The organism is Pseudomonas putida (assembly GCF_028682175.1).
Taxonomy (GTDB): domain Bacteria; phylum Pseudomonadota; class Gammaproteobacteria; order Pseudomonadales; family Pseudomonadaceae; genus Aquipseudomonas; species Aquipseudomonas putida_AD.
On sequence record NZ_JANHKS010000033.1, the window covers coordinates 1 to 26,993 of the forward strand.

The window sequence follows — 26,993 nt, forward strand, 5'->3', positions numbered from 1 at the left end:
CGTCAGGCCTTCTTTTTGTAGGCGATGCAATCGATCTCGACCTTGCAATCGACCATCATGTTCGCCTGCACGCAGGCGCGCGCCGGGGCGTGCTCGGGCTTGAAGTATTCGCCGAACACCTTGTTGAAGCTCCAGAAGTCACGCGGGTCTTCCAGCCAGACACCCACACGCACCACGTCCTCCAGGCCGTAACCGGCTTCGGTGAGGATCGCGACCAGGTTCTGCATGGTCTGGTGGGTCTGCTCGACGATGCCGCCCACGATGATTTCGCCATCGCGCGCTGGCACCTGGCCGGACACGTGCAGCCAGCCGTCAGCCTCGACTGCGCGGGCGAATGGACGTGGCTGGCCGCCACCTGCGGTGCTACCTGCGCCGTAACGAGTAATGCTCATGAAAGATCTCCTTGGGTTGAGCGGTTAAAAACGAATGTTCTTGAGAAATTCTGCCAGGCGCGCCGACTTCGGCTGCTCGAACAGCGCCTTGGGCGGACCCTGCTCCTCGATGCGGCCCTGGTTCATGAAGACGATCTGGTCGGACACCTCGTACGCAAAGCGCATTTCGTGGGTGACCAAGAGCATGGTCATGCCCTCTTCGGCCAGGCCCTTGATCACGCTCAGCACTTCGCCGACCAGCTCCGGATCGAGCGCGGACGTCACTTCGTCGAACAGCATCAGGCTTGGGTTCATGGCGATGGCGCGGGCAATGGCCACGCGTTGCTGCTGTCCACCGGACAACTGCCCCGGGTAGTGATTGCGGCGTTCAAGCAGGCCCACACGCTCCAGCCATTTTTCGGCCAGGGCGACGGCCTGATCCTTGGGCAGCTTTTTTACCTTGAGCAGGCCCAGGGTGACGTTCTGCAGCGCAGTCAGGTGCGGAAACAGGTTGAACTGCTGGAATGCCATGCCGGTCATCGCCCGGTGCTGGGCGATCACGCGTTCGGGGTGGCGCACGCGCTTGCCGTTGACGTCGCTGTAGCCGATGTCCTGGCCTTCGAGGCGAATGTGCCCGCCCTGGAACTCTTCGAGCAGGTTCACGCAGCGCAGCAAGGTGGTCTTGCCCGAGCCGCTGGAACCGATCAGGGTGACGACGTTCCCCTTGTTCATCTTAAGGTCAACGCCCTTGAGCACTTCCACCGGCCCGTAGGATTTGTGCAGCCCTTCGATGCTGAGCAGCGCCGGGGCGGCTTGTGCGGTTTGAGTCTGAGTCATGGCAAGGCCACCCGTTTTTCGATTTGGCGCCCGAGAAGCTCGATGGCGTAATTGATGACGAAGAAGAGGAATCCGGCGAACAGGTAAAACTCGAGGGTCATGAAGTTACGGGCGATGATCTGTTGCGTGCTGAGCAGCAACTCGGCCACTCCGATCACCGACAACAGGGTCGAAGCCTTGACGATTTCCGTGGACGAGTTCACCCAGGTCGGCAGGATCTGGCGCAAGGCCTGAGGCAGCAGCACGTAGCTCAGCGACTGGCTGAACGTCAGGCCGATGGCCTTGCCGGCTTCCAGTTGCCCACGGGGAATGGCCTGCAGCGCGCCGCGCACGATTTCCGCGACGTGGGAGCCGCAGAACAGCGTCAGGCCCAGTGCGCCCGCCTTGAACGCGGTGATCTGCCAGCCAAGGGCCGGCGCCATGTAGAAGCACGCCAGCACCAGCACGAAGACCGGTGTGCCGCGAATCAGATCGACGTAGGCGCGAAACGGCAGGCGTGCCCACCACTTGCCATAGGTCAGGATCAGACCGGCGAACATGCCCAGGATCGTACCCAGGACAATCGCCAGGCCCGCACACTGAATGCTAGTCACAAAACCCGCCCACAACGGCTCGCGGGCAATCCACAACTCATGCAGCCAGCCAGGTTGTTCGTACATATCAGCAGCCTCCTAGCGGCGAATCGCCAAGCGCTGTTCGAGGTAGCGCAAGAGCATGGCGATGAGGTAACAGGCCGCGACATACAACGCCGTGGTCACCAGCCAGGTTTCGATCACCCGGTAGCTTTCGACGTTGATCTTGCGCGCGTAATAAGTGAGTTCCGGCACCGCGATGGCCGCGGCCAGCGAGGTGTCCTTGAACAGCGAGATGAAGTTGTTCGACAGCGCCGGCAGCACGTTGCGCAGCATCACCGGAACGATGATGTACGCCCGCACCTGCCATTCACCCAGGCCGATGGCCAGGCCCGCTTCGCGCTGGCCCTTGTGGATGCTGAGCAGGCCTGCGCGAAACACTTCGGTCAGGTAGGCCCCGGCGTAGACCGACAGGGTCACGATGAACGACGGAATCTTGTCTAGGCGAATACCAAGGCTCGGCAAGGCGAAGTAGATCAGCAGGATCAGCACCAGGATCGGCGTGTTGCGAATCACGGTGACATACACCGACGCGACGATGCGCAGCGCGCGGTACTTTGACAGCATCGCAAACGCAGCCATCAGGCCGATCACGCAGCCGATGGCGATGGAAATCAGGGCCAGTTCAAGGCCCAGGCCCAGCCCCGCCAGCAGGCTGGGGAAATCCCGCCAGACTGCCGCAAAGTTCAACTGATAATTCATGGTCAAAAGTACCTGGGACAGGAAGGCGCCACGGCCCTCTCTGCCCCGTCAGTTGCAGGTTGCGTTACTTGTATTCCATCGGGAAGCCAATGGCTGGAGTCGGCAGGTCAACGCCGAACCACTTCTTGAAGGACTCCGCATACGCCGGGAATTCCACACCGGTCATGGCTTCATGCAGCGCGGTGTTGACGAAGTTCAGCCAGTCCTGGTCGCCACGTTTGACGGCGCAGGCATAGGTCTGCGGGCTCCAGGCGAAGGCCGGGGAACGATAACGGCCAGGGTTCTGCACCATCAGGTATTTGACCGAAGACTGGTCGGTGGCGGCCGCGTCGGCGCGACCGGAGTTGATGGCCTGGTACATCAGATCGACGCTGTCGTACTGGTCAACCTTGGCCTTGGGCAGCGCCTGATGCACCAGCTCCTCGGCATAGACGTTTTGCAGCACCGCGACAGTGACGCCCTCGCCCGCGCCTTTCAGGTCGTCGATTTCCTTGTACTTGCTGTTGTTCGGCAGCAACAGCGCCACGCCCTCGCGGTAGTACGGCAGGGTGAACGCAACCTGTTGCGCGCGGCTGGCAGTGACGGTGATGAACTGGCAGCTCATGTCGACCTTGTCGGTCAGCAGGTTGGGAATCCGCGCATCGGACGATTGCACCACGAATTCGACTTTCGACGGGTCGTTGAACAAACCCTTGGCGACGATGCGCGCAATGTCGATATCAAAGCCCTGCAATTTGCCGTCGGCACCCTGGAAGTGCCAAGGCGCGTTGGTGCTGCCGGTGCCCACGACCAGATGGCCGCGCTGCAAGACGCTGTCAAGTTTGCTGTCTGCCGCCTGCGCCACAGAAACGCAGGTGGCCGCAGCCGCCAGAACAAACGCAAAAGCTTTCACAAATGAGGGTCCGCGATGCATGGGAGAAGCTCCGTCGAGTCGTTGTTAATTCCGCTATAGCGGAACCTAGTTTGTAACAGCGGAATGAACAGCAGGAAGTGTGCCACAGAATCGGCAAAAAGAAAGGGCTGGGAAAAAGCTCGCGAGATCAATGAGCTAGAGTTGAAATGCCATCATCGGCAGTCTTAGGAGCCGCCCGCTGCCCGCTACTGAAGGCCACATCCTCGGGTAACGTGGCCCCAGTGTTGTGCGTAAAGCCCCACAATCGCGCATCAGGCGCGCCATGCGCTCAAGCCTGGGAAAGGTTGATCGACCGTTTGTCACCGGGCGCAGGACATTGGCATGCCCATGAGGGCCTAAGATCAGGTAATGCCTCTGTTCAAAGGAGACGCATCATGAACACGCGCACACTGGCAAGCCTGTGCCTGGCAGGCCTGATGAGCATGAGCCCTGCCCTGAGCCTGGCGGGGTCAACCTCGGCCGCAGACGCCGGCGGCTCGGCCCTGCCGCCCGGCATCAACCCGACCACACCGGCAGGCGGAAACGGCGGCGATGCCGATGGCCTGGAGAAAAAACCGGCCAACCCACAAGCGCCCGGCAAAGAGAAGAAGGCGGCCCCATCCAAGAGCACTGAAAAGCCCGCCTCCACCGTGCACAAGAAATCAACTGCGCCCAAACAATAAGTTCAACTCCTGGGTAGGGTTCACATATGAACTTTGTGTGAACCCGCACCCGCTCGGGCTCCCGCTGCCCTAAGATGGAATCAGACGCGTAAAGAATGGAATAACAACAAGGGAACGTTGGCACCGTAAATGCTTCAAAGGTTTATGAAGTTTTTGTGACAAGGCTGTGACTATGTACAGTCATTGCGCTTCTCACAGGTGTACGGTGAAGGAAATTGAAATGAAACAACGCGCAACTGTGATTTGCCGACGGGATGACCAGATCCTGTACGTGCGCAAACCCAAGGCCAAGTGGACACTCCCCGGCGGCAAGATCGAAGCCGATGAATCCCCTGCCCAGGCTGCCTCCCGTGAACTGCGCGAGGAAACCGGTCTGATCCTCGAGGACCTTTCCTACGTCACCCGTTTCGAAGGCGGCGAAGTGCTGCATCACGTCTTTGAAGTGTCTGTCACCTTCATGGCCACACCCACTGCCAGGAATGAAATCGCTGATTGCAAGTGGTTCACGGCCAAGCAACTGGGCGATCTCAAGGTCAATCCGTCCGCCAAGTCCATCGTCAAGGCATTTCTGGACGACGTTAAGTCATAGCCAGCCAGCTCAGGCTTTCCTTAGCGCGCAGCGTCTGGGGTGCATCAGGCTTTTGTAGGTGGCCGAGACCGAAATCCAGATCAGTGCCAAGGTGCCCGTTACCACTCCGGCCTTGTGCTCACGCAGCACCCCCAACTGCTCGGGCGTCGCGGTATAGGCCATAACCCCGGCCAGCACTGCGGCCACCGCGCTTGAGCAGGACGTGGCAATGAGCAGTGCGTGGGTGAGGTCCGGTGTCTGACGGTAGAAAATCGCGCTGGCAATGTAGACGGCAATCGCCGCCACGCTGATGAAGAACGAATACTGAAACTGAGTCTCGCTCATCGCCAACGCCTCAGAAATCCCGGGATTTGAGGATATGCAGCGCGCAGGCGGCGCCGAGCACCGCACCCACCGCAGCGCTGCCCATGCCGGGCACCAGCAGGTTTGCGATGGTCGCCGAACCTGTGGTCATGGCAATCATGCGCACGTCCATCAGGCGAGAAATCAAAGGGCGAGACGAATTGTTGCGAATGTCCTTGCGCGGCATGTTCATGTCCATCCATGTGAGACGAAGGTGAGCGCGCTTAGGCGCTGCCCGGTTGCCAGGAAGTCTGGAAGGCCTTGGCGCGCTTGGCAATGGAGGGACATCAAAAACAGACGCTTCCTACACATGCACGGCTCCTACCCCGATGTTGGACTATCCCAAAAAGCCGAGGATGGAAATGTGCTCCAGGACCCGCAAGTACTTCTCATATCCATCCTTTCGCAGAACGAGCGGGGGGACGCCGAACAAGACCGTCAAAACTGCAAACACGGCGCCTGCCCACCAGGAGCTCCGGAAAGCGAAGAGGGTGCACGGCACCAGGATGAAAATGGTTGTCAATACCGAGAGTTTTCTATCCCTGGCTTGCTCGTCATACCGCTCAAACATCCTGCACCTCCTGGCTAGATCTGCTGAGTATTAGCAGCGAAGAGATACGCTTACAACCCTGCCCAGCCACTGCATGGCCTCCCCCACTTGGCGGCGAAGCGCAGACCGGGCTTTTTGTACCTATAAACGTGATGCGCGATGCTCCAGGAGCCAAAGTGCCACTACTTGTGTAAAATTGGCCAGCTATGCCCAGTGAGGGCTGATAACGGGTACATCCAAAGGAAGCTGGTGATGCAAGTAGTACGCAATTTTACCTTAGCCACGTTAATCGCACTGACTGCAGGGTGCGCGACCGGGCTTAACTCATCTCAAGAAGCGGAACTTGCAAGCTATCGCGCAAATAACTTGGCAGTTGAGGAAAAGAACTCGGGCGCTGCCGCTGGGCTCGGACTGTTGCCTGGCGGCGGCTCATTTTATGGTCGTGCATATGGTTACGGGGTCGTTAACCTACTGTTGTGGCCGATTTCCATTCTCTGGGATCCAGTAAGCGGGTATGACGCGGCGGAGTCCATAAACTATCAAGCCACCAGAGCGCACGTGAAGAGCTTGAAGAAAGCCGACCTCGATGAGTTGGATAGTAAGCTCGCTGCCGATGAAATTGATATGAAGGGCTACACCCTGGAAAAGCGAAAGGTTGAGGAGAAATATTCCTACAAGCTTTGACGGAAGTTTCGCTGCTTAGCCATTGCAAACCCAAAGCCCGCCACTTGAGCGGGCTTTTTCATGTCTTGATCCGGACTGAGAACATTTGTACTCCTTCCATATTACCACCCGTTTGGATCCTTTTTACTGTGTATACATACAGAGGTAAAAATGGGGGCTTACAATGCTTCAGCAGCCCGAGTTCAGCCAGGTAAAACCTCGCTCCTACGGGCAGATCGGCCACCTGCATCACCCGGCCTCTCGCCCATCGCGGGGCCGGGTTCCTCAGATTCAATAATCGCCCAAGTAGAAAAAATGAATTTGTGACTTGCCCGCCAGGTCAAGAATTATGAACGCAGTAAATCTGACGAGGTGACAGTAATGACTATCCAGGCAGAGACACTCGTACAACTGACCGAAGCGCTCCAAGAAAGAGGAATGAACCTGGTCGCAGATGTTCACTTCACTCGAGCGCCGTACCGGCAAAATCATCGCTGGATCTGCATCGTAGAGTGACACCGCTCTCTGCCGGCGGCTCGGACTGATACTCCACCGCCGGCCCCACTGCCCCGCTACCCCGTGTTCCCTTCCTGCTCCACCAACTGAATAACCCACTCCCTGACCGCATCAGCAGGTGCCATGGCGCTCGGTTACCAAGGCGGCAACCAGCCACCGGAGGGTCACTGCGCCAATCGTTTCTTGAACATTGGCCGGGCAGAAGGCGTGGCGCGGGAAAGGATTTCGCCTCCTGCTTTCCTCCCTCCAAGAACTCGGCGCACATCCGTCAGACCTCCGACCTGCACAAGCAGTGGGTCCCAACCCTGCGCGAACTGGGGGTGCGACACCGTCCACCGTATAACTGTCGTCATACTTATGCGACAATCTGCATAATGTCTGGCATGAATCCCTCCTTTATTGCCCAACAGCTCGGACACTCAGTCCAGATGCTGCTCTCCACTTATGCGCGCTGGCTCAGTTCGAGCGGCGATTGGGGTGAGATGGAAAAGCTAAGGATTGGTCCAAACCTGGTCCAAGGCCAAAACCAGCAATCAGTAACTCCTTGATAGGTAAAGCAATTGATCTCCACAGCTAACATCACCATGCAGTTCGGCCCCAAGCCGCTGTTCGAGAACGTTTCGGTCAAATTCAACAACGGCAATCGTTATGGCCTCATCGGTGCCAACGGCTGTGGCAAATCCACCTTCATGAAAATCCTGGGTGGCGATCTGGACCCGTCCGGTGGCCAGGTGATGCTCGAGCCGAACGTCCGTCTGGGTAAACTGCGTCAGGATCAGTTCGCCTACGAGCAGTTCAGTGTGATCGACACCGTCATCATGGGCCACGAGGAGCTGTGGAAGGTCAAGGCCGAGCGCGACCGTATCTACTCGCTGCCGGAAATGACCGAAGACGACGGCATGGCCGTGGCGGAGCTGGAAACCGAATTCGCCGAGATGGACGGCTACACCGCCGAATCCCGCGCTGGCGAGCTGCTGCTGGGCCTGGGTATTCCGCTGGAACAGCATTTCGGCCCGATGAGCGAAGTCGCGCCAGGCTGGAAGCTGCGCGTGCTGCTGGCCCAGGCGCTGTTCTCCGATCCTGAAGTGCTGTTGCTCGACGAACCGACCAACCACCTGGACATCAATACCATTCGCTGGCTGGAAACCATTCTCACGGCGCGTAACAGCACCATGATTATCATTTCCCACGACCGTCACTTCCTCAACAGCGTCTGCACCCACATGGCTGACCTGGACTACGGCGAGCTGCGCCTGTTCCCGGGCAACTACGATGAGTACATGACCGCCGCGACCCAGTCCCGCGAGCAGTTGCTGTCGGACAACGCCAAGAAGAAAGCCCAGATCGCCGAGCTGCAGACCTTCGTCAGCCGCTTCTCGGCCAACGCCTCGAAAGCCAAGCAGGCCACTTCCCGCGCCAAGCAGATCGACAAGATCCAGTTGGCCGAGGTCAAGCCATCGAGCCGCGTCAGCCCGTTCATCCGTTTCGAACAGACCAAAAAGCTGCACCGCCAGGCCGTGACCATCGAGCACATGTCCAAAGGCTTCGACGGCAAGACCCTGTTCAAGAACTTCAGCTTCACCGTTGAAGCCGGCGAGCGCGTGGCGATCATCGGCCCGAACGGTATCGGCAAGACCACCCTGCTGCGCACGCTGATGGGCGAACTGGCTCCGGATGCGGGCGCCGTGAAGTGGACCGAGAGCGCGGAGCTGGGCTATTACGCTCAGGACCACGCCCACGACTTCGAAGACGACGTCACTCTGTTCGACTGGATGGGTCAGTGGACTTCGGGCGAGCAAGTGATCCGTGGCACCCTGGGTCGCATGCTGTTCTCCAACGATGAAATTCTGAAATCGGTCAAGGTCATTTCCGGTGGTGAGCAGGGCCGCATGCTGTTCGGCAAGCTGATCCTGCAGAAGCCGAACGTGCTGGTGATGGACGAACCGACCAACCACCTGGACATGGAATCCATCGAGGCGCTGAACCTGGCGCTGGAAAACTACCCGGGCACGCTGATCTTCGTCAGCCACGACCGCGAGTTCGTATCGTCCCTCGCCACCCGCATCATCGAGTTGAGCGCCGACGGCGTGACCGACTTCAGCGGCACCTACGACGATTACCTGCGCAGCCAGGGTGTGGTTTTCTAAACCACGCTCCGCGGTAATCCCGAAGCCCCGCCCCGTGACGGGGCTTTTTATTGGCCAATCGCGCGTCCTGGCGTGAACGTATGGATCAATGATTGCGCCAACAAATGTCGGTTTAAATCGTTAGCCTGCTTTCATTTCCGCTCGCCTCGGGTAATGATGATGCACCACTCCCACCGCTCCAGCGAAGAGTCCTATGTCCGCCGCCTTGCCGCCCGATACCCCCGTCCGCAACGCCAGTTCAACGGCGATTACCCTGCAGATCGTCTCCATCGTCTTCTATACCTTCATCGCATTCCTGTGCATCGGCCTGCCCATCGCGGTGATGCCGGGCTACGTGCATGACCAATTGGGGTTCAGCGCGGTGGTCGCCGGGCTGGTCATCGGTGCGCAGTACCTGGCGACGTTGCTCAGCCGACCTTTCGCCGGCGGCATCTGCGACAACATCGGCACCAAGCGCGCCATCGTCTACGGCCTCACAGGCATCGCGATCAGTGGTGCGCTGACGGTGGTGGCCATCCTGCTGCAAAGCCTTGCCAGCATCAGCCTGACGATCCTGATCATCGCCCGATTGATCCTCGGTGCGTCCCAGGGACTGATCGGCGTCGGCACCATCAGTTGGTGCATCGGCCTGGTCGGCGCAGAACACACGGCGCGCTCGATTTCCTGGAACGGTATCGCCTCCTACGGCGCCATCGCCATTGGCGCACCGCTGGGCGTGCTGATGGTCGATGCGCTGGGGTTCGTCAGCCTGGGGCTGGTGTTGGCGGCGCTCGCCATGGGCGCCCTGCTGCTGATCCGCAACAAGCCGCCGGTGCCAGTGGTGCGCGGCGACCGCATGCCGTTCTGGTCCGTGTTCGGGCGCGTGGCGCCTTACGGGCTGAGCCTTACGCTGTCATCCATCGGCTACGGCACCCTGACCACATTCATCACCCTGTTCTACGTCAGCCGCGGCTGGCAAGGCGCTGCCTGGTGCCTGACCGTGTTCGGCGTGTGCTTCATCGTCGCCCGGCTGTTTTTCATCAACGCCATCAACCGTTTCGGCGGCTACCGCTCGGCCATCGTCTGCATGTCGGTTGAAACCGTGGGCCTGGTGCTGCTGTGGCTGGCGCCCAATACCCTGGTGGCGCTGATCGGTGCGGGATTTGCCGGTTTTGGCCTGTCGCTGGTGTACCCGGCGATCGGTGTCGAGGCGATCAAACAGGTGCCCAACAGCAGCCGGGGCGCGGGCCTGGGCGCCTATGCGGTGTTCTTCGACCTGGCGCTGGCGGTTTCCGGCCCGCTGATGGGCGCGATTGCATTGGGCATGGGTTATGGCTGGATCTTTTTCTTCGCCGCGCTCCTGTCGGTGCTGGCACTGGCCCTGACGCTGTTGCTGTCACGCCGGCCGGCAGTCGATACCCGGTTATAAGCGCAGCCAGGCGCGGGGCAAAAAAGCCTGAACTGCCGCGCCTGCCTCCGGTCGGACCTATTACACCCCAGTAGCTCACCGAACAGGAGCGTGCGTGTGATTCCCGACCCGGATGGCATGGGTGCCACCCCTTCGCAACTGGCTGGCATGCCCGACGTTCACCGTTTGCGTGTGCTGACGGTCAATACCCACAAAGGCTTTACCGCGCTGAACCGGCGCTTCATTCTGCCGGAACTGCGCGAAGCGGTGCGCAGTACGGGCGCCGACCTGGTGTTCTTGCAAGAAGTGCTGGGCGGCCACGATCGCCACGCCGCCCGCTACCATGACTGGCCGATGACCTCGCAATACGAGTTTCTCGCCGACAGCATGTGGAGCGACTTTGCCTATGGCCGCAATGCGGTGTACCCCGACGGCCACCACGGCAATGCATTACTGTCCAAATACCCCATCCTGCAATACCGCAATCTCGACGTCTCGATCACCGGCCCCGAACGCCGCGGCCTGTTGCACTGCGTGTTGCAGGTGCCGGGGCATGAGGAAGTCCATGCGATCTGCGTGCACCTGAGTCTCTTGGAGAGCCACCGGCAGTTGCAACTGGACTTGCTGTGCGCCCTGCTCGACTCCCTGCCCGAGCATGCGCCGGTGGTGATTGCCGGAGATTTCAACGACTGGCAGTTGCAAGGCAACAAGCGGCTGGCGCGCTGCACCTACCTGCACGAGGCCTTCGAGCGCAGCCACGGGCGGCTGGCGAAGACTTATCCAGCGCGTTTCCCCCTGCTGCGCCTGGACCGGATCTACCTGCGCAATGCCACCAGCCACAATCCGAAGATTCTCGGCACGCGCCCCTGGACGCACCTGTCCGACCACCTGCCGCTGGCGGTCGAAGTGCACATGTAGCGCCGCCATGGAGCCATGCGGCCATCATCCGTTTGTCAGGTAAGCGGCCAATTGTTTAAACCAACCTTGCTGTACCTCATCCCACATTATGCGAGCCACATGACTCGCACTTCTCATAACAAGAGGTACGCAATCATGGCTAACACCGGAAAATCGAACCCTGGCAACTTCCAGAACGACCGCGAAAAAGCCAGCGATGCTGGCAAGAAAGGCGGCCAGGCTTCGGGCGGCAGCAACGTCGCCAACGACCGGCAGAAAGCAACCGACGCAAACCGTTCTGATGCCAACAAAAAAGGCGGTTCGATGCCACAAGGCGGCGCAGGCCGCAAATCCTGATTTATTGAAAGTCAGAGAGACGAGCGAGGGCGAAAGCTCTCGCTCTTTTTTTGGCTGCAATCAAGTCGGGTGGTCAGGATCGATCAAGGGCACGGTGGCATCGCGGTCGAACTGTGAGCCTGGGTCTTCGTTGCCGGGGTCGTTATCGACGTCCACCTCAATCTCTTCTTCAGTCTGAACAGCGCCGTGGGGCTTGGGTTCGGGGACGTTGGTATGAGTTTGCATGGCCGTTCTTCCTCATTTCTTGTGTATGGAGCTTAGCTGGCGCTGACCGTCCAGTGGACCGCGTCTTCAGGGAATTGATACTGCTCGACCCGATGGGCGATCCCGCAGGCCAGCGAATCTTCTGCCCGAATGACCTTTTCCTCTGCCGACAGGCACTTGCCGATATCCACCGGGTGCGCCGCGCCTTCGGTTTCACTCAGATAGATATTCACGTAGCGCTGCAGGTCGTTATCGAGGCTGCGCAGGTATTCGCGAATCCGCGAGTGGTCCACCGAGCTCTGATTGAAGTACCAGCTCATGGGGTGGATCAGGAATCGCGAATGGGGGCAGACGATGCGCTCATGGGCGGCCAGGTAAATGACAATGCCCATGGATTCGATATTGCCGCTGTTGAGCGCGCGGATCGGCACCTTCAGGGATTTCAGAAAGTTGTACAGCGTGAACCCCAGCGCCGTGCTGCCACCTGCCGTGGACAGGTTCAACAGCAGCCCCGTGGCGCCCTTGCCGATGGCCTCGAGGCAGCGGTCGCGCAATTGCTCGGTGCTGGCCTGGTCGACCCCGCAATGAAAGTGAACGATGTGCTCGGTCATCAACTGCCCTCCGCTGCCGGATAACGATGCCTGGTCAAAGGTTGGAAGCGTTCTGGCCCATGAAAGTTGCATCCACACCCTGTAGGAGCGCGCTTGCCCGCGACAGCAGTGCAACAATCACCGCTGATGTGTCTGAAAGATCGCTATCGCGGGCAAGCGCGCTCCTACGGCCGAACTCCTGCTTCACTGAGGGATCAGTTAAGAATCCGCATCCCCACACTCCATGACACCAGACAGGACACTCATATGAGTCTGCACGACAAGATCATCGGCCATCTGGGCTTCGGCTCTGCCCCGCTTGGCAACATGTTTCGCACCATCAGCGAAGAAGAAGCCGCCGCCACCGTGCAGTCGGCGTGGGATCAGGGCATTCGCTACTTTGACACCGCGCCGATCTACGGCGCAGGCCTCTCCGAACAACGGCTGGGCCAGGCGCTGGCCAACCAGCCGCGTGACCAGTACACCCTCAGCACCAAGGTCGGGCGCCTGGTGTCCGATGAGCTGGACGACAGCCCCCGCAGCGGCCCGTTCAGCGAAGGCCTGAAGAACAGGATAGTCACCGACTACTCCGCCGACGCGACCATGCGTTCGATTGCCGCGAGCCTGGAGCGCCTGAACACCGACCGGCTGGACATCGTGTTCGTCCACGACATCGCTCAGGACGCCCACGGTGACGAATGGATCGAACACTTCAATATCGCCCGCAAAGGCGCCTTCAGGACCCTGACCCGGTTGCGCGAGGAAGGCGTCATCAAGGCCTGGGGCCTGGGCGTCAACCGCGTCGAACCTTGCGAGCTGACCCTGGATTTAAGTGAAGCACAGCCTGACGGTTTTCTGCTGGCCGGACGCTACTCTCTGCTGGACCACGACCAACCACTGCAACGCCTTTTCAACAAGGCCCGCGAACACAACGCCGAATTCGTCGTGGGCGGGCCCTACAGCTCGGGCGTGCTGGTGGGCGGCCAGCATTTCGAGTACCAGCCGGCGCCAGCGGCGATGCTGGACAAGGTGGCGCACATCCAGGAAATCGCCCGGCAATATCAGGTGGACATCAAGGCAGCGGCCTTGCAGTTCGTGCTGGCCAACCCGTTGGTCGCGGCGGTGATCCCGGGCGCCAGCCGCCCTTCGCGGATCACCGAGGATGTGACGGCCTTACACGCGCAGGTGCCGGACGGGTTCTGGCAGGCCATGCGCGATCAGGGCTTCATCGCGGCGCAAGCGCCGGTGCCGATGAAGGATTGACCTTCCCAAATCTTATCCGTAGCAGCCCGGCCGGGCGGCGCTCCGCTTGCCGGCGGGGGCGTCCTCCAAATCGCCCCCGCCGGCAAGCCGTGCTGCTACGGGGGGCATGTGATACCGACCATCTGTAACATCCCCGTTGACTCATCTGTCATTTCGGTTAGTCTCTCCAGCGCACTGTATACAAAAACAAATACAAATAGCGCCGGAGATTGTTGAACATGCCAGTAGACAACACCCTGGATCCAGCCCTTGCCGCCCGTGCCTCCACCGCCGATCACCCGGCCCTGAGCCCCCGCCTTCATAACCACGACCTCGCGCCCCGACGCGCCGAAGGCAGAACATGGGGTGGATACAGTATCTTTGCCCTTTGGACCAATGATGTACACAATCTCGCCAACTACTCCTTCGCCATCGGCCTCTATGCCTTGGGCCTGGGCAGCTGGCAGATCATGCTGTCGCTGGCCATCGGTGCAGCCTTCGTCTACCTGTGCATGAACCTCACCGGCGACATGGGCGTGAAGACCGGCGTGCCATTTCCGGTCATCAGTCGGGTCAGTTTCGGCATCTTCGGCGCGCAGATTCCAGCATTGATCCGGGCGGTCATCGCCATCGCCTGGTTCGGAATTCAGACCTACCTGGCCTCGGTGGTGCTGCGTGTGCTGCTCACCGCACTGGACCCGGCACTGGACAGCTACGATCACGACTCGCTGTTAGGGCTCTCATCCCTTGGCTGGGTGTGTTTCATCAGCATCTGGGTGGTGCAGTTCGTGATTCTGGCCTATGGCATGGAGATGGTCCGTAAATATGAAGCCTTCGCCGGGCCCGTGATTCTGCTGACCGTCGCCAGCCTTGCGGTGTGGATGTTCACCCAGGCCAACGGCCAGATTGCCTGGTCGAACAAGACGCCGCTGGAGGGGCTGTCGATGTGGCGCAGCATCTTCGCTGGCAGCGCGTTGTGGCTGGCGATCTACGGCACGCTGATTCTGAACTTCTGTGATTTCTCCCGCTCCGCGCCCTGCAAGAAAACCATCCGCAAGGGCAATTTCTGGGGGCTGCCGGTGAACGTGCTGCTGTTCGCCTTCATCACCGTGATCATTTGCGGCGCACAGTTCTCCATCAACGGCCAGATCATCGAAAGCCCCACCGACATCATCAAGACCATCCCCAATACCTTCTTCCTGGTCCTGGGTTGCCTGGCCTTCCTGATCGTCACGGTGGCGGTGAACATCATGGCCAACTTCGTCGCGCCCGCCTTCGTCATCAGCAGCCTGGCGCCACGTTACCTGACCTTCCGCCGCGCCGGGATGCTCAGCGCCACGGTCGCGGTGCTGATCCTGCCGTGGAATCTCTATAACAGCCCGGTGGTGATCGTGTATTTTCTGTCGGGCCTGGGCGCCCTGCTCGGCCCGCTGTACGGCGTAATCACCGCCGACTACTGGTTGCTGCGCAAGGGCCGTGTGGATGTGCCGCAGCTGTACACGGAAGATCCGGCCGGGCCGTATCACTATTCACGCGGGGTCAACCTGCGCGCGGTCTGGGCGTTCATTCCCGCCGCGATCATTTCGACCATCACGGCGCTGATGCCGGCCTTCGAATCGGTATCGCCGTTTTCCTGGCTGATGGGCGCCGCCATCGGTGCGGCGTTGTACCTGCTGCTGGCCGACCGGCGCCAACGCTTCAAGGACGTCAGTGGCGAGGCCATTGCCGTGCAAGACATCAAGCATTGATTGCAAGCGAGAGAGTTCACCCATGCGTATTTTGATCGTCAACGTCAACACCACCCAGTCGATGACCCAGACCATCGCCGAGCAGGCACGCAGTGTCGCCTCCCCCGGCACCGAGATCGTCGGCCTGACCCCGCGCTTCGGTGCGGAGTCGGTCGAGGGCAACTTCGAGAGCTACCTGGCGGCCATTGCGGTGATGGACCGGGTGATGTCCTACGACCAGCCATTCGATGCGGTGATTCAGGCAGGCTACGGCGAACATGGCCGCGAGGGTTTGCAGGAACTGCTGGAGGTGCCGGTGGTGGACATCACCGAAGCCGCTGCGAGCCTTGCGATGCTGTTGGGCCACAAGTACTCGGTGGTGACGACACTGGATCGCGCGGTGCCGCTGATCGAAGACCGGCTGAAGCTGGCCGGGGTCTACGAGCGCTGTGCGTCGGTTCGGGCCAGTGGCATGAGTGTGCTGGAGCTTGAAGAGATGCCGGGGCGCGCCATCGAAGCCATCGTCGAGCAAGCCGCCCACGCGGTGACCCACGACAAGGCCGAGGTGATCTGCCTGGGTTGTGGCGGCATGGCCGGGCTGGACCAAATGATTCGCGACCGGGCGGGCGTGCCGGTGGTTGATGGCGTGACTGCGGCGGTGGCGTTGGCCGAATCGTTGGTGCGCCTGGGGTTGAAGACCTCCAAGGTGCGCACCTACGCCACGCCGCGTCCGAAGAAGGTGATTGGCTGGCCGTTGTTGCCGTGATCACTTGCCCTTAGCAGCAGGGCCGGGCGGCGTTCCGCTTGCCGGCGTCGGCGATCTTGCGGGCGTCCCGCGGGCAAGCCCGGCTGCTACGGAACCGCGGTGGCTGCAAGAATCGCGACATGCACCTTACCCGTAGCAGCACGGCTTGCCGGCGGGAGCGATCTTGAGGACGCCGACGCCGGCAAGCCGGACTGCTACGGTGGCCGCGAGAATCGGGGCGGGCGCAATGCCTGTAAATCGTTTAGTATCCCCGCCGCCGGTTTCCACTCGGAATTAATAGGGAATCCGCGAACCTGGCCGGTCGATGACACCAGGCTCAAACGGAACTGTCCCCGCAACTGTAGGCGCTGAGCCCTGCTTCACGATTGCCACTGGGTATCCCCGGGAAGGCCGGAGCATGGCGACGATGCGCCAGTCAGGAGACCTGCCGGCAAGCGTCAATCATTCACCGGCGGGGTGTCCGGGAAGGACTCCCGTGTGCGCGGCTTTCCATTCGCGCCTGCACCGCATCGGGATGTGCTTTCCAGTGCCAGTTCGTCGACCATCAGGCTTACTGGAGATCGCCTTTCATGTCGCTGCGCCGCCTCGCCCTTCTGTTCACCGGCCTTTGGCTGTCCAGCGCTGCCCTCGCCGCGCCCACGCATTACCCGCTGACGATCGACAACTGCGGCGTACCGCTGACCTTCGCCCACGTCCCGCACAAAGCCGTGACCATCGGCCAGGCCGCCACCGAAATGCTTTATTCCCTGGGCTTGAGCCAGCAGGTGGTTGGGACCTCGCTGTGGTTCAACCAGGTGCTGGCGCAGTATCAGGACGCCAACAGCAAGATCGAGCGCCTGGCCGACAACGCCCCCAGTTTCGAATCGGTGATCGGCAAGCGCCCGGACTTCGTGCCGGTGCAGTTCGAGTGGATGGTCGGCCCTCAAGGCGCGGTCGGCACTCGCCAGCAGTTTGCGGACTTGAAAATCCCGACCTATATCCTGCCGTCCGACTGCGAGGGCAAGGACAACCTGGTCGGCGCCGATGGCACGCGCCTGCAAGCCTTCAACATCGATACGCTGTACAAGAGCATTGCCCAACAGGCCGAGATCTTCGACGTACAAGACCGTGGCCAGGCGTTGATCGTCGAGTACAAGGCGCGTCTGGGCAAGGCGGTTGAGCAGGCGAAAAACCATGACAGCAAGAACGCCTCGGCGGTGTTCTGGTTCTCCAGCCCCGACCTCAATGCCGCGCCTTTCGTGGCCGGGCGCAAAGGCATTCCGAATTTCATGCTCGATACCCTGGGCATGCGCAACATTGTCGAGTCGGATGAAGAATGGCCCACCGTTGGCTGGGAAACCATCGCCAAGGCCAACCCGACGATTCTGGTCATCGCCCGCATGGACCGCCGTCGCTTCCCGGCGGACGATCACGAGAAAAAACTGGCATTCCTCAGATCCGACCCCGTCACCCGCAACATGGACGCGGTGAAGAACAACCGCATCGTCATCATGGACGCCAGCGCCATGGAGTCCAGCGTGCGTCTGTTCGACGGCATCGAACAGCTTGCCAAGGCCACCGAAGGCCAATGAGTCAATTGAATATCGGCCGCGCGTTGGGCCACTGCCTGTGGGTCAGCGCCGCGCTGTTGCTGGCGGTGATCGCCGGGGTGGCCATTGGCGAAACCTCGATCAGCCTGCCGGTGATCTTCCAGGTGCTGGCCAACAAGCTGTGGGCGGCAGGTTACGTGTTGGACCCTATCGATGAAGGAATTGTCTGGAACTACCGCCTCACCCGCGCCATCGTTGCGGCGGCGTGCGGCGCAGGGCTGGCCATTTCCGGCGTGGTGCTGCAATCACTGCTGCGCAATGCGCTGGCCGATCCGTACCTGCTGGGCATCTCGGCGGGCGCCTCCACGGGCGCCGTGCTGGTGACGCTGATAGGCCTGGGTGCCGGGGCCATTTCATTGTCCACCGGTGCCTTCGCCGGGGCGATTGCGGCGTTCGCACTGGTCGCCCTGCTCGCCCGCTCCTCCCGGGGGGAATCGGCTGCCAACCAGATCATCCTCGCCGGTATCGCAGGCTCACAGTTGTTCAACGCCGTGACCTCGTTTCTGATCACCAAGTCGGCCAACGCCGAACAGGCGCGGGGCATCATGTTCTGGTTGCTGGGCAACCTCAGCGGCGTGCGCTGGTCATCGGTGATGCTGGCCGTGCCCGTGGTGTTGCTCGGCCTGCTGGTGTGCCTGTGGCACCGTCGGGCGCTGGATGCCTTCACGTTCGGCAGCGACTCGGCCGCCTCGCTGGGCATTCCGGTGCGCCGCGTGCAGGCCATCCTCATCGCCACCGCCGCGCTGGTGACGGCGGTGATGGTGTCGATTGTCGGCTCCATCGGTTTCGTCGGGCTGGTCATCCCTCATGCGGTGCGGATGATCGCTGGCGTGCGCCATGCGCGCCTGCTGCCCTTGAGCGCCTTGAGTGGCGCACTGTTTCTGATCGCCGCTGACGTGTTGTCGCGCACGCTGATCAAAGGCCAGGTGCTGCCCATTGGCGTGATCACTGCGCTGGTGGGCGCGCCGGTGTTTGCCCTGATCCTGATTCGCGGGAATCGCACACGATGAATGCCCTGACCGAAAACACCGCCACCGTGCTGGGTGGCACCGACTTGGGTTACGTCATCAAGGGCGCGCAGTTGCTCGACGGCGTGACCCTCGGCATTCGTGCGGGCGAGAACCTCGGCATCGTGGGGCCCAACGGTTCGGGCAAATCGACGCTGATCCGGCTGCTGGCCGGGATTCTCGCGCCCACGTCCGGCGAGGTTCGGCTGGGTGATCAGCGCCTGGCCGCCCTCAAGCGACGCGACATCGCCCAGCGCCTGGCGGTGGTCGAGCAGCATGCCGAAACCAGCGATTCCATCAGCCTGTTGCAGGCGGTGGAACTGGGGCGCACGCCGTGGCTGTCTGCGCTGGCGCCGTGGAGCGATGAAGACCGGCAGATCGTCAGCCAGGCCATCGCCGATGTGAACCTTGCGCACCTGGCCCACCGCGCCTGGCACACCCTCTCAGGCGGCGAGCGCCAACGGGCGCACATTGCCCGGGCACTGGCCCAGCGGCCGCAGATTCTGCTGCTGGATGAGCCGACCAACCATCTGGATATCCAGCAGCAACTGTCGATCCTGTCGCTGGTGCATCGCTTGCCGGTGACCACGGTCATTGCGCTGCACGACCTGAATCAGGCGCTGGCCTGTGATCGCCTGGCGGTAATGGATGGCGGGCGGCTGGTGGCGCTGGGTTCGCCTTTCGAGGTCCTATCGCCTGAGCGCCTGCATAAAACCTTTGGCGTGCACGGACACTGGCTGACCGACCCGTACGACGGCGCACGGATCCTGCGGCTGCGTCCGCTCTAGCCGCTACTACCTCGCCTGTAGGAGTGAGCTTGCTCGCGATGCGTTTCACCAGGCACTACAGGGTCGCCTGACCCACCGCCATCGCGAGCAAGCTCACTCCTACAGGTAAGGCGTTGCTTTGAAACACCTATCCATGACTCAAGATTCCCGCCCCTTTGCCGATAGCGGCATACCATCAGACGGATTTGCTTCAAACATCGCACTGTCCTGATCGACCTGCTGCCCTGCAGCCCATTTCTACGCGTGAATCCAAAAACAATCAGGAGCGCCGATGAACATCAAACAGAAACTCACCTGGGCTTTTGCGGTAATCGCCTGCCTGCCGATCATCCTCGTTGCAACCATCGTTATCGTTAACCTGCGCAGCGATGCCCAGAGTGACTTCGTCGACGGCAGCAGCCGGGAAATCCGCCAGGTGGCCAACGCCATGCAGCTGTTCTTCGACGGCATCCGCCAGAACGTCGACTACCTGGCCGCCCACCCGACGGTTACCGGCGCAGGTGACGGCGTGAAAAGCTACATGAGCGCCGATGCGCCGAACATCGCCCAGACCGAGCCGGACCATCAGCTGTACAGCCTGTTCGAGAGCCTGGCCAAGAGCCACCCGGACTACTCCTACGTGTCATACGGCCTGGCCAACGGCAGCTATGCGTTCTGGCCCGGCGATCCGAAAATGGCCAGCTACGATCCGCGCCAGCGCCCCTGGTACAAGACCGCCCAGGCCAACCCCGGCAAAACCCTGCGCACCGAAGCCTACTATTGGGCAGGTGACGATGCGGTACTGGTCAGCACCGTGCGCGCGGTCAACAACACCCTGGGCAGCAACGGTGGCGTGGTCAACATCGACGTGTCCCTCAAGCAGCTGACCAGCATCGTCAAGCAGATCAAGCTGGGCGAAACCGGCTACCTGATGCTGATGGAAAACAACGGCACGGTACTGGTGGACCCGAAACAACCCGAACACAACTTCAAGAAGCTGGCGGACCTGGGCGATGGCTTTACCCAACTGGCCAAGGCCGGTCCCGGGCTGACCGAAGTGAGCATCAATGGCGAGCACTTCATGGCCAACGTGTTCCCGTCCGAGCAACTGGGCTGGAGCTTCATCGGCCTGATCAAGCAGGAAGAAGTCATGGCCTCGGCCACTCGCCTGACCTGGCTGATCGCCGGGATCGCCGCCGTGCTGGCGGTTATCTTCGCCGTGGTCGGCGCCAGCTTCGCGACGTTGATCGTGCGCCCGATTCGCGGCGTGGCCAGCGGACTGGAAGGCATTGCCCAGGGTGAAGGCGATTTGACCAAGAGCCTGTCGGTGCGCGGCAAGGATGAAACCGCGCAACTGGCCAACTGGTTCAACCAGTTCCTGGCGGCGATTCGCGGGCTGATCCAGCACATCGGCCATGCGGCCACCAAGATTCTCGACAGCTCCACCAGCTCGACCCGGGTGTCCAACGACATGGCCGAAGCCGCCGGCAGGCAGCGCGAAGCGGTGGACATGGTGTCGACCGCGTTCCATGAAATGGTCGCCACCGCCAACGAAGTCGCCCGCTCCTGCAGCCAGGCCGCCGATTCGGCCGACAGCGGCCAGCGTCAGGCCCGCGAAGGCCAGCGGCAGATCGATGATGCTGTGAACAGCGTCGATCAACTGAGTGCCGAGATCTCACGTTCGGCCAACGACATGTCGCAGCTGGAAAAGGACAGCAACGACATCCAGTCGATCCTCGACACCATTCGTTCGATTGCCGAGCAGACCAACCTGCTGGCGCTCAACGCAGCCATCGAGGCGGCACGGGCCGGCGAACAGGGACGCGGCTTTGCGGTGGTTGCCGATGAAGTGCGGGCACTGGCCAAGCGCACGGCGGACTCCACTGCCGAGATCGACTCGCTGTTGGGCAACCTGGCCAAGCGCACCGCGTCGGTGGCGCAACAGATGCACGCAAGCCTGGACGTGTCCCAGCAGTCCGTGGCGAAGATCGGCCAGGCGCGCAGCAGCTTCGGGCAGATTCGTGAGTCGGTGGACGTGATCCGCGACATGAACACCCAGATCGCCACCGCCGCCGAACAGCAGCATCAGGTGGCCGAAGACATCAACCGGCACATCAGCCAGATTCATGGTGATGCGCAATTGGTGGCTGAACTTGCGGATTCGGCGCGAGGTGATTCGAAGAACCTTGCGGCCCTGTCCAACGAGCTGGACAGTCTGGTGCGTCGGTTCAGGACTTGATACCGCTTTCGTAGCAGCAACTCGAACCTGTGGGAGCGGGCTTGCCCGCGAATAGGGAAGACCAGACTCCGAAAGGGTGTCTGACCCACCGCTTTCGCGGGCGAGCCCGCTCCCACAGGATGTAGTTTTGCACCTTGGGTGTGAGGCTCACCACGCCACGATGGTCGAATCCGCCCGTGGTTCGGTGCCGCCGCACAACACGCCGCTGACCGGGTCACGCACGATGATCTGCCCCCGGCCGTAATCGGTGGAGTCGTAGGCGATGACAATCTCATGCCCGCGCCGGGCGAGCGCGGCGGCCAGATCCTTGGAGGCGCCCTGCTCGATGCCGATCTGCATGCCGCCCAGCCACTGCCACCTCGGCGCATCCAGCGCGGCCTGCGGGTTGAGCCCGAAATCCACCAGGTTCATCACCATCTGCACATGGCCCTGAGGCTGCATGTAGCCCCCCATCACGCCGAAAGGCCCCACCGCCTCGCCGCCCTTGGTGATGAAACCGGGAATGATGGTGTGAAAGGTCTTCTTGCCCGGCACCAGGCAATTGGCGTGGCTGGCGTCCAGGCTGAATTCCTGCCCGCGGTTCTGCAACGCAAGACCGCTGTCCGGCAACACCACCCCGGAACCGAAGCCGTGATAGTTGCTCTGGATGAACGACACCATGTTGCCCTCGGCGTCGGCGGTGGCCATGTACACCGTGCCGCTTGAGTGCGGATCCCCAGGCTTGGGCGCCTGGGCACGCTCACCGATCAGCGCGCGACGCTCGTCGCTGTAGCGGTCGCTCAACAGATCGGCCACCGCCACCCGCATGTGCAGCGGATCGGTGATGTGGTGCAAGCCATCGGCGTAGGCCAGTTTCATGGCTTCCAGCTGGCGATGCCAGGTCAGTTGGCTGTCGCGATGGTCGAAGTCGAAGCCTTCTAGAATCTTCAGCGTCATCAGCGCCACCAGCCCCTGGCCGCTGGGCGGGATTTCCCAGACGTCATAGCCGCGGTAATTGACGCTGATCGGATCGACCCACTGCGGCTGAAAGCCGGCCAGGTCCTCTGTCCGCAGATAGCCGCCAGTCGCCCGGGAATGCGCGTCCAGCCGCTTGGCCAGGTCCCCGCGATACAGGCTTTCGCACTGGGTTGCGGCGAGCTCTTCAAGGGTGCGCGCCTGGGCCGGGTTGCGGAACACCTCCCCCGCCCTCGGCGCACGGCCATCGATAAGGAAGGTATCGAACCAGCTCTCCAACGCTTCATCGCGATGGGGCGAGAACTCGTCCAGCGCAATCTGCCACTGATGCGCAACCACCGGCGAGACCGCAAAACCGTCCCGGGCCAGGCTGATGGCCGGAGCCAGCAATTCGGCAAACGGCAGCTTGCCGAAGCGTCGGGACAGTTCGGCCCAGGCCGCCGGGCAGCCAGGCACCGTCACCGGGGTCCAGCCATACAGCGGCATCTGCCCATGGCCTGCGGCCTTGACCGCTTCGATGCTCAAGGCGGCCGGCGCATTGCCATTAGCATTCAGGCCATGCAACTTGCCCTGGGTCCAGACCAGCGCAAAGGCGTCACCGCCGATGCCGCAGCCGGTGGGTTCGACCACGGTCAGCGCAGCGGCCGTGGCAATCGCCGCATCGATGGCGTTGCCGCCCTTTTGCATCACTTCCATGCCGGCCTGCGCCGCCAGCGGCTGCGAGGCGGCGACCATGCCACGGCGGGCAAACACACTCTGGCGCCGGGACGGATACGGGTACTCGTGTGCGGAAAAATTCAACATGGCGAAGGCTCTTCAAAACAGGTTCATTGGCCAGACTTGATGCGGTTCCATTCGCGGGTAATCAGGCGCTGGATGTTGTCCGGCAGGTCGGCGGAAACGAAGGCTTTGCTGATCACCTCATCGCTTGGGTAGATCCCCGGATTGCCGCTGACTTTCGGGTCCATCAGGGCGGTGGCGTCGGTGTTGGGGTTGGCGTAGCCCACGTAATCGCTGACCTTGGCGATCACCTCCGGACGCAGCAGGTAGTTGACGAAGGCATGGGCGTTGGCGACGTTACCGGCGTCCTTGGGAATGGCCAGCATGTCGAACCAAAGGTTCACGCCTTCCTTGGGGATCAGGTAGCGAATGTCGACGTTCTTGCCGGCTTCGTGGGCGCGGGTTTGGGCCTGCATCACGTCCCCGGAATAGCCGATAGCCACGCAGATGTCGCCGTTGGCCAGGTCCGCCGTGTATTTCGACGAGTTGAAGTAAGTCACCGAAGGCCGCAATTTCATCAGCAATGCCGAGGCCTTCATGTAGTCATCAGGCCTGGTGCTGTTGGGGTCCAGGCCGAGGTAGAGCAGCGCCTGAGGGATGATCTTCACCGGCGCATCGAGAAAGGCCACGCCGCAGCTCTTGAGCTTGGCCAGGTTGGCCGGGTCGAAGACCATCGACCAGGAATCCAGGACCACGTCCTTGCCCAACACCGCCTTGACCTTCTCTGCGTTGTAGCCGATGCCCACCGTGCCCCACATGTACGGCACTGCATAACGGTTGCCCGGATCGGCCGCCTCCAGACGCTTCATCAAGCGTGGGTCGAGGTGGTTCCAGTTGCTCAGCAACGAGCGTTGCAGCGGTTGATAGGCCCCGGCGCGGATCTGCTTGGACAGGAACTGGCTGGACGGCACCACCAGGTCGTACCCGGAATGCCCGGAAAGCATCTTGGCTTCGAGCATCTCGTTGGTGTCGAAGATGTCGTACTCGACCTTGATGCCGCTGTCCTGCTGGAAGTTTTTCAGGGTATCGGGGCCGATATAGTCGGACCAGTTGTACATTTTCATCACGCCATCGGCGGCTTGAGCAACGGGCAGCACAGCGACAGAACACAACGCAGCGGCAAAGCAGATCGAACGCATGGTGATTTCCTTATGAGCGTTACAGCACGCGGCTGAGAAAGGCTTGGGTACGCGGATGGGACGGACGGGTGAAAATCTGCTGCGGCGGGCCCTGCTCGATCAACTCCCCCTGATCGAGCACCACGACGCGGTCGGCCACTTCACGGGCAAAGCCCATTTCGTGGGTCACCACCACCATGGTCATGCCGTCGTCGGCCAGCTCCTTCATGACCTCCAGCACCTCGCCCACGGTTTCCGGGTCCAGGGCGCTGGTGGGTTCGTCGAAGAGCATGGCCTTGGGTTTCATCGCCAGCGCCCGGGCGATGGCCACCCGTTGCTGCTGGCCGCCGGAAAGCATCGACGGATAGTGTGCGGCCTTGTCTGCCAGGCCGACCCGGGCCAGCAGTTCCCGGCCCTGGCTCAAGGCCTCCTGGCGAGACACGCCCAGCACATGAATCGGTGCCTCGATGATATTTTCCAGCGCCGTCATGTGCGCGAACAGGTTGAAGCGCTGGAACACCATGCCGATGTCGCGGCGCTGGCGGGCGATGTTGCGCTCCGAATCGCGCACCAGGCTGCCGTCGGCGCGTTCGCGGTAGCCCATGTTCTGGCCGTTGACCCGGATGCGCCCGGACTGAATGTCTTCCAGCAGGTTGATGCAGCGGATGAAAGTGGTCTTGCCCGAGCCCGAGGCGCCGATCAGCACCACCACTTCGCCTTTGCGTACCTGCAGGGAAATGCCTTTGAGGATTTCCAGATCACCGAAGGACTTGTGAACGTCCAGCGCCTCGATGATCAGTTCTTCACTTTGATGCGCCATCTCAACGCCCCCTCAACAGTTTCATCGCGCTGCGGCCAAACATCCGCCGGGCCGCAGGCGGCTGGCGGTCGGACTGGCCGAAGCGCTGCTCCAGCCAGCGCTGGAAGAAGCCCCACAGGGTGGTCAGCATCAGGAAGTAGATCGCCACCACCAGATACAACTCGAACACGCGAAAGGTCGCCGAGGTAATCATCTGGGTGCTGAGCAGCAACTCCTGCACACCGATCACGCTGACCAGCGTGGTGTTCTTGAGCATCACGTTGAACTCGTTGCCCAACGGCGGCACGATCACCCGGAACGCCTGGGGCAGCACGATGCGGCGCATCAGCTTGCCGAAGGTCATGCCCAGTGAACGGCCGGCCTCGTACTGACCCTTGTCCACCGCGCCGATGCCTGCGCGGATGATCTCGGCCATGTACGCCCCTTCGTTCAGGCCCAGGGCAATGATCGCCGCCTGAATGTTGCCCGGGATGATGAACCAGCCAAGGTCGATGTCTTCGAAACGAAAGATCCCGCCCGCCGCCAGCGCCGTGTACAGGAACACGATCTGCACCAGCAGCGGCGTGCCGCGCATCAGCCACACGTAAAACCGAACCGGCAGGTACAACAGCGGGTTCTTCGACAGACGCATCAATGCCGCCACCAGCCCCAACACGCAGCCAAGCAGCATCGCCAGCACGCTGATCAGGCACGTCAACCACAGCCCGGTGAGGTAGACCCCACTGGGCTGGGTCAGGTATTGCCAGAACACTTCCCAATTGAAATTCATCATGCAACCCCGTTCTGCGCCGGCTTAATCGAGCTTGTCGCTTTCGACGTGCCACTTGGCGAGTAACTGGGTGTAGCTGCCGTCGCTGCGCATGTCGCTGATGATCTGCTGCACCGCGGTGGTCAGTTGTGCGTCGTCCTTGCGAATGCCGAGCCCGGTAAGGATCCGGCTGAACGCGGGCACGCCTTCCTGAAACAGATCCGGGGCCATGGCGGCGTAGTAACCGGCGGTTTCGACGGTGGTGCCATAGGCGTCCACCTGCTTGATGCGCAGCGCCTGGAAGGCATCGGTGTCGGTGTTGTAGACCACCAGCTTGAGCGGCGGCTTGCCGGCCTTGGCCAGGGTCTCGTTCTGGGTGTCGAGCAGGGTCTTGATGGTCGAACCGTTGAGCACCGCCACCTTGTTCCCGGACAGGTCATCCAGCGACTTGATGCCCTTGGGGTTGCCCTTGGGCACCACCACCGACTGGCTGGAGTACATGTAGTTGACGATGTTGATCACTTCGCGCCGCTCGGGCTTGTCGAACAACTGGTCGACGATCATGTCGCACTGTTGCGCCAGCAGCGCCGGGACCAGCCCCGAGAACGGAATCACCCGCCACTCCACCTTCTTGCCGCCCAGGCGCTTGGCGACTTCCAGCCCCAAATCGATGGTCAGGCCTACCGGTTTCTGCGCGGCGTCGAATGACACCAGGGGCGGCGAATCCATGCCTGAGCAATAGGTGAGTTTGTCGACCTTCTGCAGCCGGTCCGGCACCGTCGTGGCGGCGGATGCCAGCGGTGCGAGCAGACTCAGGGAAACGAGCATGGCCAGTGTGGCGGGTGTGTGCATGACGAAAGCTCCAATGTTCGGTAAG

The 26,993-nt window shown here is 61.5% G+C and carries 28 protein-coding genes, 2 pseudogenes and 1 riboswitch; of the genes and pseudogenes, 16 read left to right on the forward strand and 14 right to left on the reverse strand.

What is annotated here, in order from left to right; all coding sequences use genetic code 11:
• Positions 1–2: 2 nt before the first annotated feature.
• The 5 genes from NPS29_RS20305 to NPS29_RS20325 form a co-directional block, all read right to left on the reverse strand.
• Positions 3–392: a RidA family protein gene (locus NPS29_RS20305; protein WP_274134626.1), complete on the reverse strand. Its 390-nt coding sequence runs from the start codon at positions 390–392 to the stop codon at positions 3–5.
• 24 nt (positions 393–416) lie between these two features.
• Positions 417–1,208, reverse strand: coding sequence for an amino acid ABC transporter ATP-binding protein (locus NPS29_RS20310; protein WP_274134627.1), 792 nt, complete (start codon positions 1,206–1,208; stop codon positions 417–419).
• Positions 1,205–1,867, reverse strand: coding sequence for an amino acid ABC transporter permease (locus NPS29_RS20315; RefSeq protein WP_274134629.1), 663 nt, complete (start codon positions 1,865–1,867; stop codon positions 1,205–1,207). Before NPS29_RS20315 ends, NPS29_RS20310 begins: the two co-directional genes overlap by 4 nt.
• 12 nt (positions 1,868–1,879) lie before the next feature.
• Positions 1,880–2,542 (reverse strand): amino acid ABC transporter permease, encoded by a 663-nt coding sequence (locus tag NPS29_RS20320; protein WP_274134630.1) that lies wholly within the window; start codon positions 2,540–2,542, stop codon positions 1,880–1,882.
• Positions 2,543–2,606: 64 nt separating this feature from the next.
• Entirely contained in the window at positions 2,607–3,455 is an 849-nt protein-coding gene (locus NPS29_RS20325; protein WP_274134632.1) for a transporter substrate-binding domain-containing protein, read from the reverse strand.
• Positions 3,456–3,829: 374 nt separating this feature from the next.
• Between NPS29_RS20325 and NPS29_RS20330 the strand changes: the two genes are divergently transcribed.
• Together NPS29_RS20330 and NPS29_RS20335 are read left to right on the forward strand one after the other, a co-directional pair.
• Positions 3,830–4,117 (forward strand): hypothetical protein, encoded by a 288-nt coding sequence (locus tag NPS29_RS20330; protein WP_274134634.1) that lies wholly within the window; start codon positions 3,830–3,832, stop codon positions 4,115–4,117.
• 220 nt (positions 4,118–4,337) lie between these two features.
• Complete coding sequence (locus NPS29_RS20335) at positions 4,338–4,706, forward strand: NUDIX hydrolase (RefSeq protein WP_274134636.1); 369 nt, start codon at positions 4,338–4,340, stop codon at positions 4,704–4,706.
• A 9-nt stretch (positions 4,707–4,715) separates the two neighbouring features.
• Here NPS29_RS20335 and NPS29_RS20340 read toward each other — a convergent pair whose 3' ends face one another.
• Together NPS29_RS20340 and NPS29_RS20345 are read right to left on the reverse strand one after the other, a co-directional pair.
• On the reverse strand, positions 4,716–5,030 hold the full coding sequence (locus NPS29_RS20340) for a hypothetical protein (RefSeq protein WP_274134638.1): 315 nt from the start codon (positions 5,028–5,030) through the stop codon (positions 4,716–4,718).
• Positions 5,031–5,040: 10 nt separating this feature from the next.
• Entirely contained in the window at positions 5,041–5,241 is a 201-nt protein-coding gene (locus NPS29_RS20345; protein ID WP_274134640.1) for a hypothetical protein, read from the reverse strand.
• 609 nt (positions 5,242–5,850) lie between these two features.
• Between NPS29_RS20345 and NPS29_RS20350 the strand changes: the two genes are divergently transcribed.
• The 6 genes and pseudogenes from NPS29_RS20350 to NPS29_RS20375 all read left to right on the forward strand — a co-directional run bounded on the left by NPS29_RS20350 (position 5,851) and on the right by NPS29_RS20375 (position 11,565).
• Positions 5,851–6,282 (forward strand): hypothetical protein, encoded by a 432-nt coding sequence (locus tag NPS29_RS20350; protein WP_274134642.1) that lies wholly within the window; start codon positions 5,851–5,853, stop codon positions 6,280–6,282.
• Positions 6,283–6,977: 695 nt separating this feature from the next.
• Positions 6,978–7,325 (forward strand): annotated as a pseudogene (locus tag NPS29_RS20355) (site-specific integrase); the annotation flags it as partial.
• A 12-nt stretch (positions 7,326–7,337) separates the two neighbouring features.
• Positions 7,338–8,924, forward strand: a complete 1,587-nt coding sequence (locus NPS29_RS20360) for an ABC-F family ATPase (protein ID WP_274134643.1) — start codon at positions 7,338–7,340, stop codon at positions 8,922–8,924.
• Between the two features lie 193 nt (positions 8,925–9,117).
• Complete coding sequence (locus tag NPS29_RS20365; protein ID WP_274134644.1) at positions 9,118–10,332, forward strand: MFS transporter; 1,215 nt, start codon at positions 9,118–9,120, stop codon at positions 10,330–10,332.
• A 117-nt stretch (positions 10,333–10,449) separates the two neighbouring features.
• On the forward strand, positions 10,450–11,229 hold the full coding sequence (locus tag NPS29_RS20370; protein ID WP_274134714.1) for an endonuclease/exonuclease/phosphatase family protein: 780 nt from the start codon (positions 10,450–10,452) through the stop codon (positions 11,227–11,229).
• 135 nt (positions 11,230–11,364) lie between these two features.
• Positions 11,365–11,565 (forward strand): general stress protein, encoded by a 201-nt coding sequence (locus tag NPS29_RS20375; RefSeq protein WP_274134645.1) that lies wholly within the window; start codon positions 11,365–11,367, stop codon positions 11,563–11,565.
• Positions 11,566–11,625: 60 nt separating this feature from the next.
• Here NPS29_RS20375 and NPS29_RS20380 read toward each other — a convergent pair whose 3' ends face one another.
• Both NPS29_RS20380 and NPS29_RS20385 read right to left on the reverse strand, forming a co-directional pair.
• Positions 11,626–11,790 carry a hypothetical protein gene (locus NPS29_RS20380; RefSeq protein ID WP_274134646.1) on the reverse strand — a complete coding sequence of 55 codons (165 nt, stop codon included), beginning with the start codon at positions 11,788–11,790 and terminating at the stop codon, positions 11,626–11,628.
• 32 nt (positions 11,791–11,822) lie between these two features.
• The gene (locus NPS29_RS20385; RefSeq protein ID WP_274134647.1) at positions 11,823–12,380 is read right to left on the reverse strand and encodes an ATP-dependent Clp protease proteolytic subunit; all 558 of its coding nucleotides are present in this window, start codon (positions 12,378–12,380) and stop codon (positions 11,823–11,825) included.
• A gap of 246 nt (positions 12,381–12,626) precedes the next feature.
• On the opposite strand from NPS29_RS20385, the gene NPS29_RS20390 reads away from it, so the two are divergent.
• The 8 genes and pseudogenes from NPS29_RS20390 (at position 12,627) to NPS29_RS28950 (ending at position 21,696) form a co-directional block, all read left to right on the forward strand.
• Positions 12,627–13,622 carry an aldo/keto reductase gene (locus NPS29_RS20390; protein WP_274134648.1) on the forward strand — a complete coding sequence of 332 codons (996 nt, stop codon included), beginning with the start codon at positions 12,627–12,629 and terminating at the stop codon, positions 13,620–13,622.
• 218 nt (positions 13,623–13,840) lie between these two features.
• On the forward strand, positions 13,841–15,349 hold the full coding sequence (locus tag NPS29_RS20395; protein WP_274134649.1) for an NCS1 family nucleobase:cation symporter-1: 1,509 nt from the start codon (positions 13,841–13,843) through the stop codon (positions 15,347–15,349).
• Between the two features lie 22 nt (positions 15,350–15,371).
• Complete coding sequence (locus tag NPS29_RS20400) at positions 15,372–16,094, forward strand: aspartate/glutamate racemase family protein (RefSeq protein ID WP_274134650.1); 723 nt, start codon at positions 15,372–15,374, stop codon at positions 16,092–16,094.
• Positions 16,095–16,334: 240 nt separating this feature from the next.
• A riboswitch (cobalamin riboswitch) is annotated at positions 16,335–16,540 on the forward strand.
• Positions 16,541–16,663: 123 nt separating this feature from the next.
• Positions 16,664–17,665 (forward strand): ABC transporter substrate-binding protein, encoded by a 1,002-nt coding sequence (locus NPS29_RS20405; RefSeq protein WP_274134652.1) that lies wholly within the window; start codon positions 16,664–16,666, stop codon positions 17,663–17,665.
• Positions 17,662–18,693, forward strand: coding sequence for a FecCD family ABC transporter permease (locus tag NPS29_RS20410; protein ID WP_425312541.1), 1,032 nt, complete (start codon positions 17,662–17,664; stop codon positions 18,691–18,693). Before NPS29_RS20405 ends, NPS29_RS20410 begins: the two co-directional genes overlap by 4 nt.
• The gene (locus NPS29_RS20415) at positions 18,690–19,478 is read left to right on the forward strand and encodes an ABC transporter ATP-binding protein (RefSeq protein WP_274134655.1); all 789 of its coding nucleotides are present in this window, start codon (positions 18,690–18,692) and stop codon (positions 19,476–19,478) included. The genes NPS29_RS20410 and NPS29_RS20415 overlap by 4 nt, the downstream gene beginning before the upstream one ends.
• A gap of 271 nt (positions 19,479–19,749) precedes the next feature.
• Positions 19,750–20,838, forward strand: a pseudogene (locus tag NPS29_RS28945) (cache domain-containing protein); the annotation flags it as partial.
• 129 nt (positions 20,839–20,967) lie between these two features.
• Entirely contained in the window at positions 20,968–21,696 is a 729-nt protein-coding gene (locus NPS29_RS28950) for a methyl-accepting chemotaxis protein (RefSeq protein WP_400607727.1), read from the forward strand.
• 147 nt (positions 21,697–21,843) lie between these two features.
• Here NPS29_RS28950 and NPS29_RS20425 read toward each other — a convergent pair whose 3' ends face one another.
• From NPS29_RS20425 to NPS29_RS20445, 5 genes are read right to left on the reverse strand one after another with little or no spacing between them, the layout of a single operon-like run.
• Positions 21,844–23,454 (reverse strand): gamma-glutamyltransferase family protein, encoded by a 1,611-nt coding sequence (locus NPS29_RS20425; RefSeq protein ID WP_274134659.1) that lies wholly within the window; start codon positions 23,452–23,454, stop codon positions 21,844–21,846.
• A 23-nt stretch (positions 23,455–23,477) separates the two neighbouring features.
• Positions 23,478–24,569 carry a polyamine ABC transporter substrate-binding protein gene (locus tag NPS29_RS20430; protein WP_274134661.1) on the reverse strand — a complete coding sequence of 364 codons (1,092 nt, stop codon included), beginning with the start codon at positions 24,567–24,569 and terminating at the stop codon, positions 23,478–23,480.
• Positions 24,570–24,588: 19 nt separating this feature from the next.
• On the reverse strand, positions 24,589–25,368 hold the full coding sequence (locus tag NPS29_RS20435; protein ID WP_274134662.1) for an amino acid ABC transporter ATP-binding protein: 780 nt from the start codon (positions 25,366–25,368) through the stop codon (positions 24,589–24,591).
• 1 nt (position 25,369) lies between these two features.
• Positions 25,370–26,137 (reverse strand): amino acid ABC transporter permease, encoded by a 768-nt coding sequence (locus NPS29_RS20440; protein ID WP_274134665.1) that lies wholly within the window; start codon positions 26,135–26,137, stop codon positions 25,370–25,372.
• A gap of 24 nt (positions 26,138–26,161) precedes the next feature.
• Complete coding sequence (locus NPS29_RS20445) at positions 26,162–26,944, reverse strand: ABC transporter substrate-binding protein (protein ID WP_400779850.1); 783 nt, start codon at positions 26,942–26,944, stop codon at positions 26,162–26,164.
• Positions 26,945–26,993 lie beyond the last annotated feature (49 nt).

Coding starts and splice junctions, on each gene's coding strand:
- NPS29_RS20305 (WP_274134626.1), bottom strand. CDS start 392: ATGAGCATTACTCGTTACGGCGCAGGTAGCACCGCAGGTGGCGGCCAG.
- NPS29_RS20310 (WP_274134627.1), bottom strand. CDS start 1,208: ATGACTCAGACTCAAACCGCACAAGCCGCCCCGGCGCTGCTCAGCATC.
- NPS29_RS20315 (WP_274134629.1), bottom strand. CDS start 1,867: ATGTACGAACAACCTGGCTGGCTGCATGAGTTGTGGATTGCCCGCGAG.
- NPS29_RS20320 (WP_274134630.1), bottom strand. CDS start 2,542: ATGAATTATCAGTTGAACTTTGCGGCAGTCTGGCGGGATTTCCCCAGC.
- NPS29_RS20325 (WP_274134632.1), bottom strand. CDS start 3,455: ATGCATCGCGGACCCTCATTTGTGAAAGCTTTTGCGTTTGTTCTGGCG.
- NPS29_RS20330 (WP_274134634.1), top strand. CDS start 3,830: ATGAACACGCGCACACTGGCAAGCCTGTGCCTGGCAGGCCTGATGAGC.
- NPS29_RS20335 (WP_274134636.1), top strand. CDS start 4,338: ATGAAACAACGCGCAACTGTGATTTGCCGACGGGATGACCAGATCCTG.
- NPS29_RS20340 (WP_274134638.1), bottom strand. CDS start 5,030: ATGAGCGAGACTCAGTTTCAGTATTCGTTCTTCATCAGCGTGGCGGCG.
- NPS29_RS20345 (WP_274134640.1), bottom strand. CDS start 5,241: ATGAACATGCCGCGCAAGGACATTCGCAACAATTCGTCTCGCCCTTTG.
- NPS29_RS20350 (WP_274134642.1), top strand. CDS start 5,851: ATGCAAGTAGTACGCAATTTTACCTTAGCCACGTTAATCGCACTGACT.
- NPS29_RS20365 (WP_274134644.1), top strand. CDS start 9,118: ATGTCCGCCGCCTTGCCGCCCGATACCCCCGTCCGCAACGCCAGTTCA.
- NPS29_RS20370 (WP_274134714.1), top strand. CDS start 10,450: ATGGGTGCCACCCCTTCGCAACTGGCTGGCATGCCCGACGTTCACCGT.
- NPS29_RS20375 (WP_274134645.1), top strand. CDS start 11,365: ATGGCTAACACCGGAAAATCGAACCCTGGCAACTTCCAGAACGACCGC.
- NPS29_RS20380 (WP_274134646.1), bottom strand. CDS start 11,790: ATGCAAACTCATACCAACGTCCCCGAACCCAAGCCCCACGGCGCTGTT.
- NPS29_RS20385 (WP_274134647.1), bottom strand. CDS start 12,380: ATGACCGAGCACATCGTTCACTTTCATTGCGGGGTCGACCAGGCCAGC.
- NPS29_RS20390 (WP_274134648.1), top strand. CDS start 12,627: ATGAGTCTGCACGACAAGATCATCGGCCATCTGGGCTTCGGCTCTGCC.
- NPS29_RS20395 (WP_274134649.1), top strand. CDS start 13,841: ATGCCAGTAGACAACACCCTGGATCCAGCCCTTGCCGCCCGTGCCTCC.
- NPS29_RS20400 (WP_274134650.1), top strand. CDS start 15,372: ATGCGTATTTTGATCGTCAACGTCAACACCACCCAGTCGATGACCCAG.
- NPS29_RS20405 (WP_274134652.1), top strand. CDS start 16,664: ATGTCGCTGCGCCGCCTCGCCCTTCTGTTCACCGGCCTTTGGCTGTCC.
- NPS29_RS20410 (WP_425312541.1), top strand. CDS start 17,662: ATGAGTCAATTGAATATCGGCCGCGCGTTGGGCCACTGCCTGTGGGTC.
- NPS29_RS20415 (WP_274134655.1), top strand. CDS start 18,690: ATGAATGCCCTGACCGAAAACACCGCCACCGTGCTGGGTGGCACCGAC.
- NPS29_RS28950 (WP_400607727.1), top strand. CDS start 20,968: ATGGTGTCGACCGCGTTCCATGAAATGGTCGCCACCGCCAACGAAGTC.
- NPS29_RS20425 (WP_274134659.1), bottom strand. CDS start 23,454: ATGTTGAATTTTTCCGCACACGAGTACCCGTATCCGTCCCGGCGCCAG.
- NPS29_RS20430 (WP_274134661.1), bottom strand. CDS start 24,569: ATGCGTTCGATCTGCTTTGCCGCTGCGTTGTGTTCTGTCGCTGTGCTG.
- NPS29_RS20435 (WP_274134662.1), bottom strand. CDS start 25,368: ATGGCGCATCAAAGTGAAGAACTGATCATCGAGGCGCTGGACGTTCAC.
- NPS29_RS20440 (WP_274134665.1), bottom strand. CDS start 26,137: ATGAATTTCAATTGGGAAGTGTTCTGGCAATACCTGACCCAGCCCAGT.
- NPS29_RS20445 (WP_400779850.1), bottom strand. CDS start 26,944: ATGCTCGTTTCCCTGAGTCTGCTCGCACCGCTGGCATCCGCCGCCACG.